Origin of the sequence: Novosphingobium sp. ST904 (assembly GCF_001298105.1) — a bacterium.
Lineage (GTDB): Bacteria > Pseudomonadota > Alphaproteobacteria > Sphingomonadales > Sphingomonadaceae > Novosphingobium.
In genome coordinates, this window is sequence record NZ_LGJH01000161.1 from 88,263 (window position 1) to 107,517 (window position 19,255).

Annotated in this window: 14 protein-coding genes and 4 pseudogenes; 12 read left to right on the top strand and 6 right to left on the bottom strand. The window is 63.6% G+C overall.

Annotated features, from left to right (window positions below; translation table 11 throughout):
* Positions 1–7: 7 nt before the first annotated feature.
* The 3 genes from rpsR to ADT71_RS23475 all read right to left on the bottom strand — a co-directional run bounded on the left by rpsR (position 8) and on the right by ADT71_RS23475 (position 2,013).
* On the bottom strand, positions 8–232 hold the full coding sequence (rpsR, locus tag ADT71_RS23465) for a 30S ribosomal protein S18 (RefSeq protein ID WP_021232952.1): 225 nt from the start codon (positions 230–232) through the stop codon (positions 8–10).
* A 5-nt stretch (positions 233–237) separates the two neighbouring features.
* Positions 238–600 carry a 30S ribosomal protein S6 gene (gene rpsF, locus ADT71_RS23470; RefSeq protein ID WP_054440796.1) on the bottom strand — a complete coding sequence of 121 codons (363 nt, stop codon included), beginning with the start codon at positions 598–600 and terminating at the stop codon, positions 238–240.
* A 162-nt stretch (positions 601–762) separates the two neighbouring features.
* Positions 763–2,013 carry a polyhydroxyalkanoate depolymerase gene (locus ADT71_RS23475; RefSeq protein ID WP_054440798.1) on the bottom strand — a complete coding sequence of 417 codons (1,251 nt, stop codon included), beginning with the start codon at positions 2,011–2,013 and terminating at the stop codon, positions 763–765.
* Between the two features lie 154 nt (positions 2,014–2,167).
* Between ADT71_RS23475 and ADT71_RS23480 the strand changes: the two genes are divergently transcribed.
* Positions 2,168–2,830: a glutathione S-transferase gene (locus ADT71_RS23480; RefSeq protein ID WP_054440799.1), complete on the top strand. Its 663-nt coding sequence runs from the start codon at positions 2,168–2,170 to the stop codon at positions 2,828–2,830.
* Between the two features lie 61 nt (positions 2,831–2,891).
* Here ADT71_RS23480 and ADT71_RS23485 read toward each other — a convergent pair whose 3' ends face one another.
* Positions 2,892–3,713, bottom strand: a complete 822-nt coding sequence (locus tag ADT71_RS23485) for a flagellin (protein WP_054440801.1) — start codon at positions 3,711–3,713, stop codon at positions 2,892–2,894.
* Positions 3,714–3,951: 238 nt separating this feature from the next.
* Here ADT71_RS23485 and ADT71_RS23490 point away from each other — a divergent pair.
* Positions 3,952–4,895, top strand: a pseudogene (locus tag ADT71_RS23490) (DUF808 domain-containing protein).
* Between the two features lie 40 nt (positions 4,896–4,935).
* Here the strand turns inward: ADT71_RS23490 and ADT71_RS23495 are convergent.
* Positions 4,936–6,356, bottom strand: a pseudogene (locus tag ADT71_RS23495) (Mur ligase family protein).
* A gap of 53 nt (positions 6,357–6,409) precedes the next feature.
* On the opposite strand from ADT71_RS23495, the gene ADT71_RS23500 reads away from it, so the two are divergent.
* The 5 genes and pseudogenes from ADT71_RS23500 (at position 6,410) to dnaN (ending at position 10,893) form a co-directional block, all read left to right on the top strand.
* Complete coding sequence (locus ADT71_RS23500; RefSeq protein ID WP_054440803.1) at positions 6,410–7,237, top strand: LD-carboxypeptidase; 828 nt, start codon at positions 6,410–6,412, stop codon at positions 7,235–7,237.
* A 72-nt stretch (positions 7,238–7,309) separates the two neighbouring features.
* Positions 7,310–8,245 carry an ACP S-malonyltransferase gene (fabD, locus tag ADT71_RS23505; RefSeq protein WP_054440805.1) on the top strand — a complete coding sequence of 312 codons (936 nt, stop codon included), beginning with the start codon at positions 7,310–7,312 and terminating at the stop codon, positions 8,243–8,245.
* A 104-nt stretch (positions 8,246–8,349) separates the two neighbouring features.
* A pseudogene (gene fabG, locus ADT71_RS23510) lies at positions 8,350–9,113 on the top strand (3-oxoacyl-[acyl-carrier-protein] reductase).
* A gap of 74 nt (positions 9,114–9,187) precedes the next feature.
* Positions 9,188–9,679: a GNAT family N-acetyltransferase gene (locus ADT71_RS23515; protein ID WP_082370519.1), complete on the top strand. Its 492-nt coding sequence runs from the start codon at positions 9,188–9,190 to the stop codon at positions 9,677–9,679.
* A 96-nt stretch (positions 9,680–9,775) separates the two neighbouring features.
* Positions 9,776–10,893 (top strand): annotated as a pseudogene (dnaN, locus tag ADT71_RS23520) (DNA polymerase III subunit beta).
* Between the two features lie 71 nt (positions 10,894–10,964).
* Here dnaN and ADT71_RS23525 read toward each other — a convergent pair.
* A complete protein-coding gene (locus tag ADT71_RS23525) occupies positions 10,965–12,305 on the bottom strand; it encodes an FAD-dependent oxidoreductase (RefSeq protein WP_054440807.1) in 1,341 nt (446 codons plus the stop codon).
* Positions 12,306–12,506: 201 nt separating this feature from the next.
* Here ADT71_RS23525 and ADT71_RS23530 point away from each other — a divergent pair, with 201 nt between their 5' ends.
* From ADT71_RS23530 to ADT71_RS34405, 5 genes are all read left to right on the top strand, one after another.
* Positions 12,507–15,212: an EAL domain-containing protein gene (locus ADT71_RS23530; RefSeq protein WP_054440809.1), complete on the top strand. Its 2,706-nt coding sequence runs from the start codon at positions 12,507–12,509 to the stop codon at positions 15,210–15,212.
* 32 nt (positions 15,213–15,244) lie between these two features.
* Positions 15,245–17,047: a translation elongation factor 4 gene (gene lepA, locus ADT71_RS23535; protein WP_054440811.1), complete on the top strand. Its 1,803-nt coding sequence runs from the start codon at positions 15,245–15,247 to the stop codon at positions 17,045–17,047.
* Between the two features lie 522 nt (positions 17,048–17,569).
* Positions 17,570–18,091: a helix-turn-helix transcriptional regulator gene (locus tag ADT71_RS23540; protein WP_231636147.1), complete on the top strand. Its 522-nt coding sequence runs from the start codon at positions 17,570–17,572 to the stop codon at positions 18,089–18,091.
* Positions 18,092–18,154: 63 nt separating this feature from the next.
* Positions 18,155–18,493: a hypothetical protein gene (locus ADT71_RS23545; RefSeq protein ID WP_054440813.1), complete on the top strand. Its 339-nt coding sequence runs from the start codon at positions 18,155–18,157 to the stop codon at positions 18,491–18,493.
* A gap of 61 nt (positions 18,494–18,554) precedes the next feature.
* Entirely contained in the window at positions 18,555–19,064 is a 510-nt protein-coding gene (locus ADT71_RS34405) for a hypothetical protein (protein ID WP_231636148.1), read from the top strand.
* The last annotated feature ends 191 nt before the right edge of the window (positions 19,065–19,255 follow it).

Here is a 19,255-nt window from a genome sequence, read left to right on the forward strand (position 1 = left end):
GCCTCCCTTACTTGACGATGTAGGGCAGGAGGCCGATGTGCCGGGCGCGCTTGATCGCCTGGCTCAGCTCACGCTGCTTCTTTGCGGAAACCGCGGTGATGCGGCTCGGAACGATCTTGCCACGCTCGGACATGAAGCCCTGGAGCAGACGTACGTCCTTGTAGTCGATGGCCGGAGCGTTCTTGCCCGAGAACGGGCAGGACTTGCGGCGGCGGAAGAATGCACGTGCCATGGAAATCAGTTCCCTTCACGTTCACGACGGCGAGTACGCTCGCGGTCGCTCTTGCGCATCATGACCGACGGACCAGCTTCGTGTTCGTCGACGCGGATGGTCAGGTAACGGATCACGTCTTCGTTGATCTGCGTCTGACGCTCGAGCTCGGCGATGGTGTCGCCGGGAGCTTCGATGTTGAGCATCACGAAGTGCGCCTTGCGGTTGCGCTTGATCTTGTACGCGAGATTCTTGAGGCCCCAGGTCTCGGTCTTGGTGACCTTGCCCTGGTTTGCTTCGACGATCTCGGTGGCGGTGGCGGCAAGTGCATCGACTTGCGCCTGGCTGAGGTCCTGGCGTGCCAGGAACACGTGCTCATACTGAGCCACGGCAGCTTCCTTTTCTCTGTCTAACCGATCGCTGGCTTGTCCGCGGGATTGCGGGGCCCCTCCGGCTTTCTTTCCTTCCGTCCTGCATCACGGCATGAAACGGAAGCGCGCCCTTAGCCTATCCGGGGCGGAACGCAAGTAAAACCGTGTCCGCCGCGCGGATCAGCTCACGGCGAGGACCAGGTTGCGGACTTGCGGGTAGACCTGCGTTTCCCAGCGCGAGCCCGCGAACAGGCCGTAGTGACCCACTCCTGTCTGCAAGTGGTGGCGTTTAAGATGAGGGCGAAGGCTGGAGCAGAGGAAATGGGCGGCGGCCGTCTGGCCCACGGCGCAGATGTCGTCGCGCTCGCCTTCGACGGTGAGGAGCGCGGTCTTGCGGATGGCGCCGCAATCGACCTTGCGGCCGCGATGTTCCAGTTCTCCCCGGGCGAGCAGGGCGCGCTGGAAGACCTTGTCGATGGTTTCCAGATAGAAGTCGGCGGTAAGATCGAGCACGGCGAGGTACTCGTCGTAGAAAGTCTCAATCTTTTGGGCGTCCGCCGGGCGTTCGTCGGCAAGCGCCTGGTAGAGCTTGCGAAACTGGCTGAAATGGCGGCCCATGTTCATCGACATGAAGGCGGAGAGCTGGACGAAACCGGGGTAGACCTTCCGTCCGGCGCCGGGATGGCGCAGCGGCACGGTGTGGATCATGTTGTCCTCGAACCACATGAACGGGTGCTCCGTCGCGAGTTCATTGACCGATGTCGGGCTTTCACGGGTGTCGATCGGGCCGCCCATCAGGGTCATCGAACGGGGCTGCGCGGGGTCGTCGTCCTGCGCCATCAGCGCTACCGCAGCCAGAACCGGGACGCAGGGCTGGCATACTGCGAGCACGTGCGCACCGCGGCGGCCTTGCAAACCTTGGTCGGCGGGATCGGCCAGTTCCTGAAGGAAGTGGATCACATAGTCCACGAAGTCGTCGAAGCCGAAATCGCCCTCGCTCAGCGAGACATCGCGCGCGTTCTTCCAGTCGGTGATGTAGACGTCGTGATCGCTCAGGAGTGTATGCACGGTGTCGCGCAGGAGCGTGGCGTAGTGGCCCGAAAGCGGGGCCACCACCAGCATCCTGGGTTGCGGCGTTGCAACATCGTCCTTCGCGAAGTGCAGCAGGTTGCAGAACGGCAGGTCCAGCGCCACTTCCTCGCGCACCGTGACGTCGCGGTTGCCGGAGAGAACGCTGTCGATACCGTAGGCGGGGCGCTGGTGCGTTATGGTTGCCTTGTCGAACACTTCGGCCAGCGCGAAGAACCGCCTGAACCAAGGCATATCCTGCGCTCCGCCAAGATAGCGGTCGCGGAATCCGGTGGCGGCCTGCGCGGCCATTCGGGCCGGTGCCAGCATGTCGGAGCAGGTCTGGTACGCCTGGTAAAGCATTCGTACTGGTCCCCTGTGACAAATGCGTTTCGAGGGATCGAGAGGCTGATAAGCAGGTGGGCGATTCGGCGGCGGAGATGCAATCCGCACTGGATTCATGCTGCGCTGCATCATAAGCTGATGCAAGCAAAAGCACGCTGCAAGGACATGACTCATGAGCGACTCGGCACCGGCGCAGCTGACGATTTCCAGCAAGACCTATTCCGCATGGTCGCTGAGGGGCTGGCTGCTGTGCCGGCTTGCAGGTCTGGATATCGAAGAGAAGCAGGTGCTCAACGATGCGGCGAACCGTGCCGAACTGTTACTGCTGTCGCCCTCGGTGCTGGTGCCCCGGCTAAGCCATGATGGCGCGAGCGTGTGGGATACCCTGGCAATCGCCGAATATCTCAACGAGAAGTTCCCCGACGCGGGCCTCCTTCCCGAAGACGCCATTGCGCGGGCACATTGTCGGTCGATTTCCGGCGAGATCCATTCCGGCTTCACCAACCTGCGGTCGGCATTGCCCATGAATCTCAAGGTCCGGCACGAGAGTTTCCCGATCTTCTCCGGCGCCCGGCCCGATATCGAACGGATCGAGACGATCTGGGAGGATTGCCTCGATACCTATCGGGGGCCTTTCCTGTTCGGAAAGAAGCCGACGATCGCCGATGCCATGTATGCGCCGGTGACACGGCGCTTCATCACTTATGCAGTGCCGATGTCGGGCCAGCTCCGCGCCTATTGCGAGACGATCGAGAAGTGGTCGCCGATGGCGGAGTGGATCGCTGCGGCACATGCCGAACCCGAGGATATCGAGGAACTCGACGTCGAGTTCTGACGAAAGACGGCGGACCTTCCGGCCCGCCGTCTGTTTGCGACCCTGTCGGGCTATCGGATCGTCAGCGCAGCAGGCTCATGACGTTCTGCTGGGCCTGGTTGGCCTGGGCGATCATCGCGGTGGATGCCTGGCTGAGGATCTGCGCCTTGGCCATTTGCGTGGTTTCCAGCGAGTAGTCCGCATCCTCGATCCGCGAGCGGGCGTCCGACAGGTTGGTGACATTGTTGGTCAGGTTGTTGATCGCGGATTCGAGGCGGTTCTGCCCGGCGCCGAGCGAGGCGCGGGTCTGGTTCACGTCTTCCAGGGCGTCGTCGATGAAGTCGAGCGTGTCCGAGGCTGCGGTGCTGGTCGATACGTCGAGCGCTGAGGCGTCGAGGTTGCTGCCGTCGATCATGGTGGAGGTCAGCGTAACCGTCTCGCCCGAATTGGCGCCGGTCTGGATGTCGAAGGTGACGTCGCTGCCGGTAGTGGCGAAGAGGGTGTTGCCGTTGAAGGTGGTCTGCGTGAGGATATCGTCGATCTGATCGGTCAGCGCGGTGACTTCCTGCTGCATCGCGTTGCGGTCGCTGTCCTGATAGGTGCCCGAGGCGGACTGGATGGCCAGTTCGCGAACCCGCTGGAGCATGTTCGACACTTCCGAAAGCGCGCCGTCGGCGGTCTGGGCAAGCGAGATGCCGTCATTGGCGTTGCGGATGCCCTGGCTCATACCGCGGACTTGCGCCGTCATCGAGGTCGAGATGGCGAGACCGGCGGCGTCGTCCTTGGCGGAGTTGATGCGCTTGCCGGTGGAGAGGCGCTCCATGGCGGTGCCAAGGGTCTTGTTGGCGGCGATGGAGGCGTTCGAAGCGCGCAGGGCGCTGATGTTGGTATTGATGACGGACATGGTGTTTCCCCAGATTTTCAAGAGATTGTCAGGAGTTTGGAAGTGATCTTCCGGACAAGGCTGAGAACGGTTGGGGGGAGGGGAGCATTAAGGGGCCGGATGTGAAAAGGCCGGGGCATGTGTGGCTATGCTCATGATAAGCCCTTTCATGGGCACGACTTTGTCCGCTTTCGCTTGATCGCGGATAGTTTCGCCCGCATGGCTGCGGGCATCATTCAAACAGGGGATTTCCTTCCAGATGGCTTCCGGCCTCGTAGCTCTTCTAGATGACGTCGCGGTAATCGCCCGCGCCGCCGCAGCTTCGCTCGACGATGTGGGGCTGGGCGTCGCCAAGGCCGGCAGCAAGGCGGCAGGCGTTGTGATTGACGACGCAGCGGTTACGCCGGGCTATGTCACGGACTTCACGCCCGAGCGCGAACTGCCGATCATCTGGAAGATCACCAAGGGCAGCTTGCGGAACAAGCTGTTCATCCTGCTGCCGATCGCGCTGCTGCTGAGCGCATTCCTGCCCTGGCTCATCACCCCGATCCTGATGCTGGGCGGTGCGTATCTCGCGTTCGAAGGCGCCGAGAAGGTTATCGAGAAATTCGGCGGCGCGCATCACGGCGAGACGTTGGAAGAGCCGGTTGCCGACGCGGCGAGCTTCGAGCAGGCGCGCGTGTCCGGTGCGATCCGCACGGACCTGATCCTCTCGGCGGAGATCATGGCCATCGCCCTTGCGGAAGTGGCGGACAGTTCGCTGCTGGCGCGGGCCGTGGCGCTTGCGCTGGTCGGCATTCTCATCACGGCGGGTGTCTACGGCGCTGTCGCGCTGATCGTTAAAATGGACGACATCGGCCTGCACCTCGCCAAGAAGCAGGGCAAAGGCACGCAGGCTTTCGGACGCATGCTCGTTACCGGCATGCCCAAGGTGCTGACGGTCCTTGCGTCTGTCGGTACGCTGGCGATGCTGTGGGTCGGCGGCGGGATCATCCTGCACGGGCTGGAAGAACTGGGCGTTCCCGGTCCGCCCATCTTGCCCATGGTGTCGAGCATTGGCTGGCCGTGCTGGGCGGGCCGCTCGGCGGCGTCCTGGGCTGGCTCGGTTATGCCTTGGCCTCGGCCGTGGTCGGGCTGGTGCTGGGCGCGGTGATCGCGATCCTGGTACACCTGATCGCAAAGGCGCGCGGCACGGCGCACTGATTGGGTCATGCATCGCCCCGGACAGAGCCGGGGCGATGTTTCACAGTCTTGCGAGCAGGTCTTTCGCGAAGACTGTCAGAGTATCATCGCGCGCGCCCATCACGACCACACGGTCGCCCGGCTTGACGATCTCGACGATGCGGCTGGCGCAGTTCTCGCGAGAGGGCACGTATTCGGCCCCTGGTCCATTTGCTCCGCCATCGGCCTCGATCAGGCGCACGATGCGCTCGCTACCCTCATAGCGGTCAACGGTGCCGCCGAAATAGACCGGATCGCACAGGATCGTCACATCGCTGGCACCCAGTCTGGTGGCCAGCACATGCGCCAGTTCATGGCCCATCTGCTTGAGCGGGCCGTAGCCGTGCGGCTGGAAGAAGGCGATAACGCGGCCCGGATGCGCCTTGAGCGTTGCCAGCGTGGCCGAGACCTTGTCCGGGTTATGGCCGAAATCGTCGATCACTGTTACGCCCGATGGCGAAGTGCCGACGATATCGAACCGGCGGGCAAGCCCTGCGAAACTGCCCAGCGCCTCGACCGCCTCGGCCACCGAAACACCGGCGGCATTGGCCGCGGCGATGGCGGCGAGCGCGTTGTAGAGGTTGTGAGACCCGGCACCTTCAATGCCAGCGTGTGCGAAGTCCCGTCGCGGCGATCCAGCACCACGGCAGTCAGTGACGTCGGCCCTTCGACTACATCGACGGCGCCGATCTGCGCGTCCGGCGATGAAATGCCGAACGTCACCAGCGCCTTGGCGTGTGGGGCGAGGGCGGCGGTTTCCGCATCGTCGAGATTGATCGCGGATACATCCGCACGGCCAAGGAAGTCGCCGAAAAGCTGGCGCAGTTCCTCAAGGCTCTTGTGATCGAGGCTGACGTTGCCCAGCACCGCCACTTTCGGGCGATAGAGCGCGATGGAGCCGTCGCTCTCGTCGACTTCCGAGACGAAGACTTCGCCCTGACCAACCCGGGCGCTGGCGAAAGGCGCATCGGGCGAGGCGAAGTTCTTCATCACCGCGCCGTTCATGATCGTGGGATCGCGGCCCGCGTGGGTCATGATCCAGCCGGTCATGCCGGTGACGGTCGACTTGCCCGAGGTGCCGCCGATGGCGACCCCGAAGGGTGCGGCATTGAACAGGGTGGCGAGAAGCTGCGCGCGGCTCATGCGCGGGCAGCCGAACTCTTTCGCGCGGACCACTTCCGGCACCGTGTCTTCCACCGCCGCCGAGGCGACCAAGGTCTGCTCTGCGCCGGTGATGCCGCTGCCATCCTGCGGGTGCAGGTCGAAACCAAGGCTTTCCAGCCAGACGAACTTTTCAGGCGTGCGGCCCTGATCTCGGCTGCGGTCCGATCCCGCGACCTGCGCGCCGTGTCCCCGAAGGATCAGCGCGAGCGGCAACATGCCAGATCCGCCGATGCCGCAGAAGAACCAGGGGTGTGAAGTGAGATCGTGATCGGAAGTCATGACGCTTCGGTATGCGGCCTTGTTCGTCCTGACAACCTCGATAGGAAGGAGCCATGACCCGTATCGCAGTTTGTGCACCGTCCACCCCGATCACCCGCGAGGATGCGGAAGCCGTCGTCGCTCTGGCGGCTGCCGAGTTCCCCGATACGGAGCTTGTGATCCACGATCAGTGCTTCGAAGTGGATGGCCATTTTGCCGGCAGCGACGCGCGGCGGATCGAGGCTCTGGTGGAATGCGCCAACGATCCCTCGGTGGAAGCGGTGTGGTTCGCGCGCGGCGGCTATGGCGCCTGCCGCGTCGCTGAAGCCGCTCTCGCCCGGTTCTCGCACGGGGCGCAGGACAAGACGTTCCTCGGTTATTCCGACGCGGGCTATCTGCTGGGCGGGCTCTATCGCGCGCGGATCGGTAAGCCGGTCCATGGGCCGATGCTGGCCGATATCCGGCGCGCGGGCGGTGCGGATGCGGTTCGGCGCGCGCTGGCCTTTCTTTCGGGCGATGCCTCGGGCGTGGAGCCGAGCGGGGATGGCCACCCGCGAGTCGCCTTCAACCTCATGACTCTCGCGATGCTGTGCGGCACGCGGCTGATGCCGGGGCTGGCCAAGCATGTCGTGCTGGTGGAGGAGGTCTCGGAGTATCTCTATGCGGTTGACCGGCTGTTCTTCCACCTGACCGCGCATCTCGGCGGTATTGCCGGCCTGCGGCTCGGCCGGGTCAGCGACGTGCCCGAAAATGATCGGCCTTTCGGCATCGAGGCTGAGGAAATTGCCCGCCATTGGTGCGAGCATCATTCGATCCCCTTCCTCGGCAGCGCGGACATCGGGCATGACGCGGCCAACAGGATCGTGCCGTTCGGACTTGCGGGGAACGCGGAAGGGCAATAACCCGCCGCGCCACATTCGATTCGTAAAAACGGCACACGGCCTCAGCGCCTGCCAGACAAAGGAAGCCGCCAGATGCGTGCATTCGTTTTCCCCGGACAGGGCAGCCAGAAGGTCGGCATGGGCGCCGAACTCGCCGAAGCCAGCGCCGTCGCGCGCGAAGTTTTCCAGGAAGTGGACGAGGCGCTTGGCCAGAACCTCTTCCGCGTGATGACGCAGGGCCCCGAAGAGGAACTGACCCTTACCGAGAACGCCCAGCCGGCGATCATGGCCAATGCCATCGCCGTCCTGCGCGTGCTGGAAAAGGAGGGCGGCATCACGCTCGCCGACAAGGCGGACTTCGTGGCCGGCCACTCGCTGGGCGAATATACCGCACTCTGCGCTGCCGGTGCTTTCAGCCTTGCCGACACCGCGCGCCTGCTGAAGCTGCGCGGTCAGTCGATGCAGGCTGCCGTTCCAGTCGGCCTTGGCGCCATGGCCGCGCTGCTCGGCGCCGATATCGAGAAGGCCACGGAACTCGCCGCTGCCGCTGCCGAGGGCCAGGTCTGCACGGTGGCCAATGACAACGATCCCACGCAAGTCGTGATTTCGGGGCACCGCGAAGCCATTGAGCGCGCCGTTGCGCTGGTGAAGGACTTCGGGATCAAGCGCGGCGTGCTGCTGCCGGTCTCGGCGCCGTTCCACTGCCCGCTGATGCAGCCCGCTGCCGACGCCATGGCGGAGGCACTGGCCAAGACCCCTCCGGTCAGCCTGCACGTGCCGCTGTTCGCCAATGTCACCGCCTCGGTCGTCACCGATCCCGCAGAAATCCAGCGCCTGCTGGTTGAGCAGGTCATCGGCCGTGTCCGCTGGCGCGAAAGCGCGATCGCCATGCGCGAAGCGGGCGTCGAGACGTTCGTCGAACTCGGCGGCAAGGTGCTCGGCCCGATGATCAAGCGTTCGGCTGGCGAGGTGGAGGTGATCTCCGCCGTGACCATGGCCGAGATCGAGGAACTGGCGAAAGGCCTCTGATCGGCGCGCCGGGCTTGACCCCGGCGCCTTGAAGGTTTGAAGAAAGGCCCCGTTCAGCGGGCCGTCGCTGCCGATCAGGCAGGCGATTCACGGAGATTTGAAAGATGTTCAACCTCAACGGAATGACCGCCCTCGTCACCGGCGCCTCGGGCGGCATCGGTTCCGCCGTCGCCCGCGCGCTGGCCGCGCAGGGTGCGCGCCTTGCCATCTCGGGCTCGAACGCCGACAAGCTGCGCGCCTTCCGCGACGAGCTGGACGAGCATACCCCGCAGCACCTGCAGGATGTCGATCATGTCGCCATCGCCTGCAATCTCGGCGATGCCGAGCAGGTGGAGAAGCTGGTTCCTGCCGCGCTCGAATCGCTGGGCAAGATCGATATCCTGATCAACAACGCCGGCATCACCCGTGACAACCTCGCCATGCGGATGAAGGACGAGGAGTGGGATCAGGTCATCCGCATCAACCTCGAATCGACCTTCCGCCTGATGCGCGCCGTGACCAAGCCGATGATGAAGGCGCGCTTCGGCCGTATCATCAACGTTACCTCGGTCGTCGGCACCACCGGCAATCCCGGCCAGATGAACTACTGCGCGGCCAAGGGCGGAATCACCGCCATGTCGAAGAGCCTCGCGCAGGAACTCGCCAGCCGTAACGTCACCGTGAACTGCATCGCGCCGGGCTTCATCCGCACCGCGATGACCGAAGTGCTGCCCGATGCCCAGAAGGACGCGCTCAACGGCCGGATCCCGATGGGCCGCATGGGCGAGGGCGACGATATCGCCTCGGCGCCGTATTCCTGGCCTCGAACGAAGCAGGCTACGTCACCGGACAGACGATCCACGTCAACGGCGGCATGGTAATGGTCTGACATGACCCCCGGGATTGCGCGGACCGTGCGGGTGGAACCCTGCGATCCGCACGATCCCCGAAGCCGTCGCGGTGATGGAGCGCCTTTCGGAGGCGCTCGCCGCGATCACGGGGGACGGCGGCACGTCCTCGTTCGATCCGGCGGACGTCCTCGTTCCCCGCGCGCTGTTTGTGGTCGCGCGGAACGGGGAGGGCGCCGTGATCGGATGCGGTGCCTATCGGCCACTTGAAGAGGAAGTGGCGGAGATCAAGCGCATGTATGCCGATCAAGGCTGCGGTGCGGCGGTTCTGGCCGCCCTGGAGGCGGGCGCTTCGGCTGACGGCTACCGCGAGGTTCGCCTCTCCACACGCAAGGTCAATACCCGCGCTACGGCGTTCTATCGTCGGCATGGCTACGCGCCGGTTGCGGCTTATGGGCGTTATGTGGGCCGGGAAGAATCGGTTTGCATGGGGAGGGTGCTGGATGAAGCAATTCGAGCGCCCAATGCGGGGAAAGCGTTCGAATCGATCCGCGAACGCCTGAAATCCCCTAATTTATCCCCAGAAACACCGGAGAGCGGGCAATAGTCGCTTGCCGCAAGCCTTCCGTTCGCTAGAGATATTCGTCCTGAAATTCGGGATGTTTTGCATCCCTTGCCCGATCAAGGGGGACTAAAGGCTGTCATGAAGGCCACCATCGAACGTTCCACGCTCCTGCGCTGTCTTTCGCACGTGCAGTCCGTCGTCGAGCGGCGCAATACCATTCCCATTCTCTCGAACGTGCTGATCGAGGCCTCGGGCACCGGGTCCTTGCGCATCATGCGACCGACCTCGACTTGCAGGTCGTCGAGACGCTCGGCGTCGTCTCGGTCGAGCAGGCTGGCGCAATCACGGTTTCCGCCCACCTCCTGTTCGACATCGCCCGCAAGCTGCCTGACGGCAGCCAGGTGAGCCTCGATGCCGCGGACAACCGCATGGTGGTGAAGGCCGGACGCAGCCGCTTCCAGCTGCCGACGCTCCCGCGTGACGATTTCCCCATGATTGCCGAGGGCGAACTGCCGACCAGCTTCGAGATTCCGGCGGCAACGCTGGGCCAGTTGATCGACCGCACGCGCTTCGCCATCTCGACCGAGGAAACCCGGTACTATCTCAACGGCATCTTCCTCCACGTCTCCGACGAGGAACTGAAGGCAGCCGCCACCGATGGCCACCGACTGGCACGCTTCACTCTTGCCCGTCCCGACGGCGCGGAGGGCATGCCCGACGTGATCGTGCCCCGCAAATGCGTCGGCGAGCTGCGCAAGCTGCTCGAAGAAGCGCTCGACACCAATGTGCTGGTCGATCTCTCGGCGAGCAAGATCCGCTTCACGCTGGGCGGTGAGCATGGCGTGGTGCTGACCAGCAAGCTGATCGACGGAACCTTCCCGGACTACACGCGCGTCATCCCCACCGGGAACGACAAGCTGCTGAAGATCGATCCCAAGAGCTTCTTCGAAGGCGTGGACCGCGTTGCGACGATCGCCACGGAAAAGACCCGCGCGGTGAAGATGGCGCTGGAACAGGACCGTGTGACGCTTTCGGTCACGTCGCCCGATAACGGCACGGCTGCCGAAGAGGTTCCGGCGGACTATTCGGCCGAAGGCTTCGAGATCGGCTTCAATGCCAATTATCTCAAGGACATCCTCGGCCAGATCGACGGCGATACGGTGGAACTGCATCTGGCAGACGCTGGTGCGCCGACGCTGATCCGCCAGGATGAGAAAAGCCCGGCGCTCTACGTGTTGATGCCGATGCGCGTCTGACCTGAGCGTTCAGGGACCAGTGAAATGAAAAGGCCGGGGCATTCCCCGGCCTTTTTGTTACTTTGGATCGATCAGGTTCCGGCGGAGGGATGTGCTTCGGCGATCATCTGGTCCACAGCGACGAACTTCTCGCGCGGGGCGCCTTGCCGGGCGTTGGCGGCTTCGGCTTCCTCGATCTTCTGCCACTCGGTGAACTTGACGTAGTCGATGCCGCGCTGTGCGGCGAGGGCGTCGAATCCCGGCCTCCCAGCCTTTCCGCTGCCTTCGCCGATATCGGCGTCGATCTTTTCGACAATCGCAAAGCCGTCCGGCCGGTTGGTGCCTATGGTTCCGGTCGGTCCGCGCCTTGCCCAGCCCACGCAATAGAGGCCGGGTGCGATTCTTCCCTCGGCATTGGCGAAGCGCCCCCCCTGTTCGTCATAGGGAACATCCGGAATCCGGGAGGTCTGGTAGCCAATGCAGGCGACCACGATGCCTGCGGGAATGCGATAGGTCTCCCCGGTGCCGACGGCCTTGCCATCGACGAGCCGGGTGCGTTCCACCTCGATGCCCTCGACCTGGTCGGTGCCGAGGATGGCCCGCGGGGCAGCGAAAAAGTCGAACTCGATCCGCACGTCGCGGCCGGGACATGCCGGGCCTTCGTTGTCGTTGGCAGTGCCGCCGCCGATCGCGAAGCCGCGCAAGTGCCCCATGGTCTTTCGCATGCCCGGATCGAGCGCTGCATCCTCCGTCAGAGGCGGAAGGTCGGCAGGATCGACGCTCGGGCAGGCGCGAGAGAGCTTGGCCAGTTCCCCCAACTCCTTCGGCGTCATCGTGACCTGGTGCGGCCCGCGTCGCCCGAGAATGACGATCCGCCTTACGCGGGATGCCTCCAGCGCTTCTAGCGCATGGCTCACGATGTCGCTGCCTTCGAATTCGGCGCCGGACTTGGCGAGAATGCGGGCGACATCGAGTGCGACGTTGCCGTTTCCGACGATCACGGCGGTTTCATGGGCGAAATCGGGGCCGATGCCGGCGAAATCGGGGTGGCCGTTGTACCAGCCGACGAAGGCGGCGCTGCCGAAGACATTGGCCAGGTTCTCGCCGGGAAGGCCCAGCTTTCGGTCGTTGGGCGCGCCGGTGGCAAGAACGACGGCGTCGTAAAGATCCTGAAGTTCCGCGATGGTGATATCCCGGCCGACCATCACATTGCCGACGAAGCGCACGTTCGGATTGAGCGCGGTCGTCTCGTATCGGTGCGAGACGCTCTTGATCGACTGGTGATCGGGCGCGACTCCGGTGCGGATCAGTCCGAAGGGCACTGGTGACAAATCGAATATATCGACTTTGACACCGTCTCCCCACTGCTTGAGCGCCGCTTCGGCCGTGTAGTAGCCGGCCGGTCCGGAACCAACGATTGCCAGGTGCCGCATCGTGTTGTCTCCCAAGGGCTTATCTCTCAGGCGGGCGGTGTCTCACTGAAGCGCCCGCCATTCATGGAAGCAAACATGACTGGGCGGCGGCGGCAAGCGAAATCCGGTGGATCGGGCGACTTGTGCCATACCCGACCGCGAACGGATTTGGTTGCCGGGACTTAACACTTTGGAAATGGGCTCGGGGCAATAGCCGATCTGATGGCGCGCAAGGGACTTCAGGAGCAGCAGCAGGCATCGCGTGGTGGCGCGGCGCACAGGGCTGCGCTTTCCGCCCAGTCGGAAGCCGCGCGCACCGGCATACCCAACTTCGCGTTTCTGCGCCCTCGCGGCCCGAGCAGCGATCCGCTTCACTTCTTCATCGCCCGGCGTTGGGAACTCATGGCACCGGCCATGGTCTGCGTGCTGGTGGCGATGGGCGTGGCCTCGCGCAGCGCGCCCGGTTCGTTTCCGCTTTGCCTGTCCTTCGGCGCGATGCTGCTGTGCCTCGCCGCACCGCTACTGGCCACGCTCGAGGGCCAGTTCCATCACCGCAGCTGGAAGCGTTATCCGCTCATGCTGCTGGCCGTGGCCTTGCCGATGTGCCTGTTCGGTGTGGCTGCGGCGCAGTGGACTTACGAGACGCCGGCGCTCGACTGGCGGCTCACGATCAAGGGCTACGGCATCCTGGTGTTGCTGGCGACGGTCCTGCTGGACCGCCGCCTGACCTCGATCGTGGCGGCGACGGTGGGGGTATGGGCCGGGGCGTCGATTCATTCCGCATCGCCGCAGACCATGGGCCTCCTGGCGGCGGGGATCGGCATCGGGCTGAGCGCGGCCATGCGCCAGTCGCGCATCGCCGCCCGGGAATCAGCGCGTCGTGCGGAGCAGGAGCGCGAGCAGCACCGCGCCGAGGAGCTTCTGCGCGAATACGAGGAGACCGGGCAGGGCTGGTTCTGGGAGACCGACCGGCGAGCTTTCATCACCTATGTCTCGCCTCGCATCGCCGAACTGGTCGGCGTGCCGCAGGAGGAGCTTTACGGACGGCCCTTCCTCGGGCTGTTCCGGCTGCGCGCGCAGGATCACGAGAGCGAGCGCACGCTGGCGTTCCACCTTTCGACCCGCTCCTCCTTCCAGGACATCGGCGTGCGCGCCGCGACCGATGAGAAGGATGAACGCTGGTGGTCCATCAGCGGCCGTCCGGTGCTGGATCAGTTTCACAATTTCCTGGGATTCCGGGGCTCGGGGATCGATCTGACCGAGACCCGCAAGTCGCAGCAGCACGCCACCCAGCTTGCTCGCTTCGATTCGCTGACAAAGCTCGCCAACCGCTTCCAGATGTCGGAATGGCTGGAGAAGGTCATCAATTCGCCGCGGATCGAAAACCGTGCCTGCGCGGTGTTCCTGCTCGATCTCGATCGCTTCAAGCAGGTCAACGATACCATGGGCCATCCGGCCGGCGATGCGCTGCTCAAGCAAGTGGCCGAGCGCCTGCGCGCCACTGTCGCGAACATGGGGCGGGTTGGCCGCCTTGGCGGCGACGAGTTCCAGGTGATCCTGCCGGGCTATCACCAGCACGAAGGTCTCGGCCATCTTGCCCGCCGGATCATTGAGAACCTGTCGCAGCCCTACTCGATAGACGGCGCGCGCGTGGTGATCGGCGCATCGCTGGGCATCGCGATGTGTCCTGACGACGGCACGACGACGGAAGCCCTGATCCGCAATGCCGACCTTGCGCTCTATGCGGCGAAAGGCGGCGGGCGCGGCCGTCATCATTTCTATGATGACGATCTCCATTCCGACGCGCGCGAGCGGCAGCAGTTGGAGCAGGACCTGCGCGATGCCATCGCCGGAGACGCGCTTGAACTGCACTATCAGCCGCAAATTCATACCACGACCGAGAAAATCACCGGTTTCGAGGCGCTTCTTCGCTGGAAGCACCCCCGGCACGGCTATCTTTCGCCCGCGAAGTTCGTGCCGGTGGCGGAAGAGACCGGTCTTGTCTCCCAGATCGGCGAATGGGCACTGCGCACTGCGTGCCGCGACCTGGCAGCTTGGCCGCATGACGTGCGCGTTGCGGTGAACGTCTCGCCGCTGCAATTCGCCAATCCCGACCTTCCCGGGATCGTTGCCGGTGCCGTGGCGGAAGCCGGAATCAATCCCGCCCGGCTCGAACTCGAAATCACCGAGAGCGTGTTCCTTGGGGAGGGCAAGGCAACGGAGGATATGTTCGGCGCGCTCAAGGGGATCGGCGTGCGGCTGGCGCTCGACGATTTCGGCACCGGCTATTCCTCGCTTGGCTACCTGAAGAAGGCGCCGTTCGACAAGATCAAGATCGACCAGAGCTTCGTGCGCGGCGCCACCATCGACGGCAGCCGTAACGGCGCGATCATCTCCTCGATCGTCAGCCTCGCCGAAGCGCTGGGCATGGAGACGACGGCCGAAGGGGTCGAGACGTTCGACGAGCTCGATCTCGTGCGGCTGCTGGGCTGCAGTCATGTGCAGGGCTATATCTACGAGAAGTCGCTGACCTCCGCCGAAGCGGCGGCCCGGCTCGAACAGGGGCTTTCGGCAGTGGCTACGGGGCCGCGTTCGGCTCGCGCGCCGCGCCAGACCATGCTGCGCAAGGTCGTGCTGGAGCACGGCGGACATATCTATCATGCCACGATCCGCAACATCTCCAGCACCGGTGCGATGGTAGAGGGCCTGTGGAACGTGCCGGCCGATACGCAATTCGGGATTCAGCTTGCGGACGACAACGTTGTTCTCGCCACCGCGCGCTGGTGCCGGGAGGATCGCATGGGCGTGGAATTCGTCCGTCCGCTGCAGCTCGACGGCTCGGGAGCGGTGCTGTTCAGCCCCTCGCGGGTCGATCCGGAAGCCGGTCCGAAGGAAAGTGATTCAGGATTGATGCGCAAGGCAGGCTGACAGGTGCGAAAACCGCTGCTAACGGCGCATTCATGACAGACCTCGCCCAGATCCGAAATTTCTCGATCATTGCCCATATCGACCATGGCAAGTCGACGCTTGCCGACCGCCTGATCCAGTCGACCGGCGGCCTCTCCGAGCGTGAGATGAGCGCCCAGGTGCTCGATAACATGGATATCGAGAAGGAGCGGGGCATCACCATCAAGGCGCAGACCGTGCGCCTGAGCTACACCGCCAAGGACGGGCTCACTTACGAGCTGAACCTGATGGACACGCCGGGCCACGTCGACTTCGCCTACGAAGTATCGCGCAGTCTGGCGGCGTGCGAGGGCGCGCTGCTGGTCGTGGACGCGGCGCAGGGCGTGGAAGCGCAGACGCTGGCCAACGTCTATCAGTCGATCGAGCACGACCACGAGATCGTGCCCGTCATCAACAAGATCGACCTGCCGGCCGCCGAACCTGAAAAGGTCCGCACCGAGATCGAGGACATCATCGGCATCGACGCGTCGGAAGCGGTGCTCGCTTCCGCCAAGTCGGGGATCGGCATCGCCGAGATCCTCGAAGCCGTGGTTGCCAAGATTCCGCCGCCGAAGGGTGAGCGCGACAAGCCGCTGAAGGCGATGCTGGTCGATTCGTGGTACGATCCGTATCTCGGTGTCGTCATTCTGGTGCGCGTCATCGACGGCGTCATCAAGAAAGGCCTCAACGTCAAGTTCATGCAGGGCGGCACCGATCACCTGGTGGACCGCGTAGGCTGCTTCACGCCCAAGCGTATCGACCTTCCTGAATTGGGCCCCGGCGAAATCGGCTTCATCACGGCGCAGATCAAGGAAGTCGAGCAGGCTAAGGTCGGTGACACCGTCACCACCGTCAAGGCTGGCGCAACGCAGGCGCTGCCGGGCTACAAGGAAGTGCAGCCGGTGGTGTTCTGCGGGCTCTTCCCGGTTGACGCCAACGACTTCGAGAAACTGCGCGAATCGATCGGCAAGCTTCGTCTCAACGACGCGAGCTTCAGTTTCGAGATGGAATCGAGCGCGGCACTGGGCTTCGGCTTCCGCTGCGGCTTCCTTGGCCTGCTGCACCTGGAGATCATTCAGGAGCGGCTTAGCCGCGAATACGACCTCGACCTGATCACCACTGCGCCTTCCGTGGTCTACCGTCTGACGATGACGGACGGCACCGTGAAGGAACTGCACAACCCGTCCGACATGCCCGATCCCGTCAAGATCGATTTCATGGAAGAACCGTGGATCAAGGCCGTGATCTACACGCCGGATGAATATCTCGGCTCGATCCTGAAGCTCTGTCAGGACCGTCGCGGTATCCAGAAGGACCTCACTTACGTCGGCGGCCGTGCGCAGGTGACTTACGAACTGCCGCTCAACGAAGTGGTGTTCGACTTCTACGACCGCCTGAAGTCGATCAGCCGCGGCTACGCCAGCTTCGACTATGAGCAGATCGGCCTTCAGGAGGGTGATCTCGTGATGATGAACATCCTCGTGAACAACGAGCCGGTCGATGCTCTGTCGATGGTGGTGCACCGCAGCCAGGCAGAACCGCGCGGCCGCGCGCTGGTGGAACGCCTCAAGGAACTGATCCCCCGGCACATGTTCAAGATCCCGATCCAGGCGGCGATCGGTGCCAAGGTCATCGCACGCGAAACGATCAGCGCCATGCGCAAGGACGTTACCGCCAAGTGCTACGGCGGCGACATCACCCGCAAGAAGAAGCTTCTGGAAAAGCAGAAGGAAGGCAAGAAGCGCATGCGCGAATACGGCAACGTGCAGATTCCGCAGGAAGCCTTCATCGCCGCGCTGCGCATGGGCGAGGAATAAAGCCCCTTCCACGAACCGTCACATTGACGCCCTCGTGCGGACGCGACCCGTCCGCACGAGGGCGTTGTCGTATGTGAGTATCAGTTCCCGCTTTACCTCGCTTGCTTTGGGCGGGGCGGGAAATGCCGGTCGCCGTGACCCATTAATCCATTTTGTGTCATTCGTTGGTTGAATTCTGTTCGAGCGTAGAGCTGGCCGAACCGGCGTGACGCAAGTGACGCGAATCTCGCAGATAGTGAGCAGAACTGGTTAAGGGGTGGCCGGTATTGTCCGGGCGCGAACTCGGCGATTCGGCTTTGAATTCATCCGGATGCTGGAAGCCGGATGTTTGGCGGGCCGCCGGCATGGCGTCGTGGATGGGCGATAAGTCGGATTTGGTTAAGTCGTAGCCTGTAACGGGTTGATAGTGCGTTTGCAGACGACCTATAATTGCTTTGTACGAACTGCGTGGGCGGGGGCTCGGCGGAACGAGGGTGGTTCGATAGTGTTATGGAAGTTGGGCAGATGGAGCGGAGCGGCGACTTGACGCACGTCCAGAAGATCATGGCGATCTTTCCCGTGCTGACTTCGAAGCAGCACGAGGTGCTGGCGTTCGTCGCGGAAAACCGCACCAGCAAGGAGATTGCCTGGGAACTCGGCATTTCCGAAAGCGCCGTAAACCAGCGTATCGAGGGTGTGCGTAACCGAACGGGGGCGCCGCCGCGCGCGGAACTGGCGCGTGCCTACAGGCAGTATCAGTTGGACCTGGCAGCGGCCTGTAATCCGATACCAGCCAAGAATCCTCAGGTTCCGGCTGTTGCGATGTTCGACAAGGATCGGGCTCAGGACGAACTGACCGACAGGCTGACGCTTGCCGATGGTGCCACCTTCAAGGTTACGGCGCCCTGGCAGGAAGAACCTTACGCCAGGATCGTTCCGGAGGTGCTCGATGGTTCCAACGCGGGCCTCAGCCGCACGGCAGCCATGATTGCCATCGCCGGGGGACTTCTCCTCGTCGCGGTGTTCGGTCTGGATTTCGCCACTCGGTTGAGCAGTCTGCTTTGATCCAGCCTCCCGGCACAAGAACAGGCGCATCGAACGGGCCGATGACGCTGGATGAGGGTCTCCATGTCCATCACCATTTCCTCTGCCACTGCCCGGATCGCCCGTCAGCTTCCCGAGGCCGAAGTTTCTCTCGACTCTGCGCTGCTCGCCTCGGCGCGGCTTATGGAATCCATGCTGCTTGCGCGTCAGGCGGATGGCATCGCCACGTTCACGGGGCAGACGGCACTTATGCGCCTTGCCAAGACCCAGCGCTCCCTGCTGGAAACCCAGAACGACATGATCCGTGTTCACCACGAGCTTCTCGGCATCGGCCGCGATATCAAGGCCATTGCCGACGAGCCGGAAGCCTGCCCCAAGACCGCAGAACTGGTGGAAGAAGCGCCGATGTTGCGATCGGCTTAAGCGACCCAGGCCCGATCGCGGGCTCCGCGCGTTTCAGGCGGCATGGCCATGGGGGGCTTGCATGCTGATCTGGAGCGCGCGGGCCTACGTGCAGTACGGCGCGTATCTCGCCCTTTTCCTCGTGGCCATGCGCCGCGGTGCGGCGCCCGAACGTATCCTGGCCAGCATCATCCTTGGCATGATCGTGGTAGACCGGATCTATCATCTTGTGCGGGGGCCTGACCTCCTGCTCTATCAGGGGGTCGATCTCGTCCATCTGGCGATCGACACGTTCAGCCTTCTGGCTATCGGCGCTGTCGCGCTCAAGGCAAACAGGTTCTACCCGTTATGGATAGGTGGGGCACAGATTATCGCTTTTTCGAGCCATTTCTATCGGCTGGGGATCGTCGAAATCCACACGACGGCCTATCAGGTCATGGCGATCATGCCGTCCTACGTCCAGCTTCTGGCGATGGCGCTGGGGCTGGGTTTTCATATGCGGCGGCAGAAGAAACTGGGCAACTATCCGTCCTGGCGCAAATCCTACGTCCCTTCATCGGCCAGCGCAGCGAAGAGGTTGCGCGCCGCCTGATCCAGCGCTTCGGCTCGCTTTACACGGTCTATACCGCGTCGGCACAGGCGCTCGCCGAGGAACTCGATGCGGGTGAGATCGCCCGGGAGGCGATCGCTGCCGCCATTGTCGCCGCCCGCAACCTGGCGGACGTCGCCGCACGCGAAACCTTGCTGGGCGAGGTAACCGATATCGGCAGCAGCCCTTTCAGG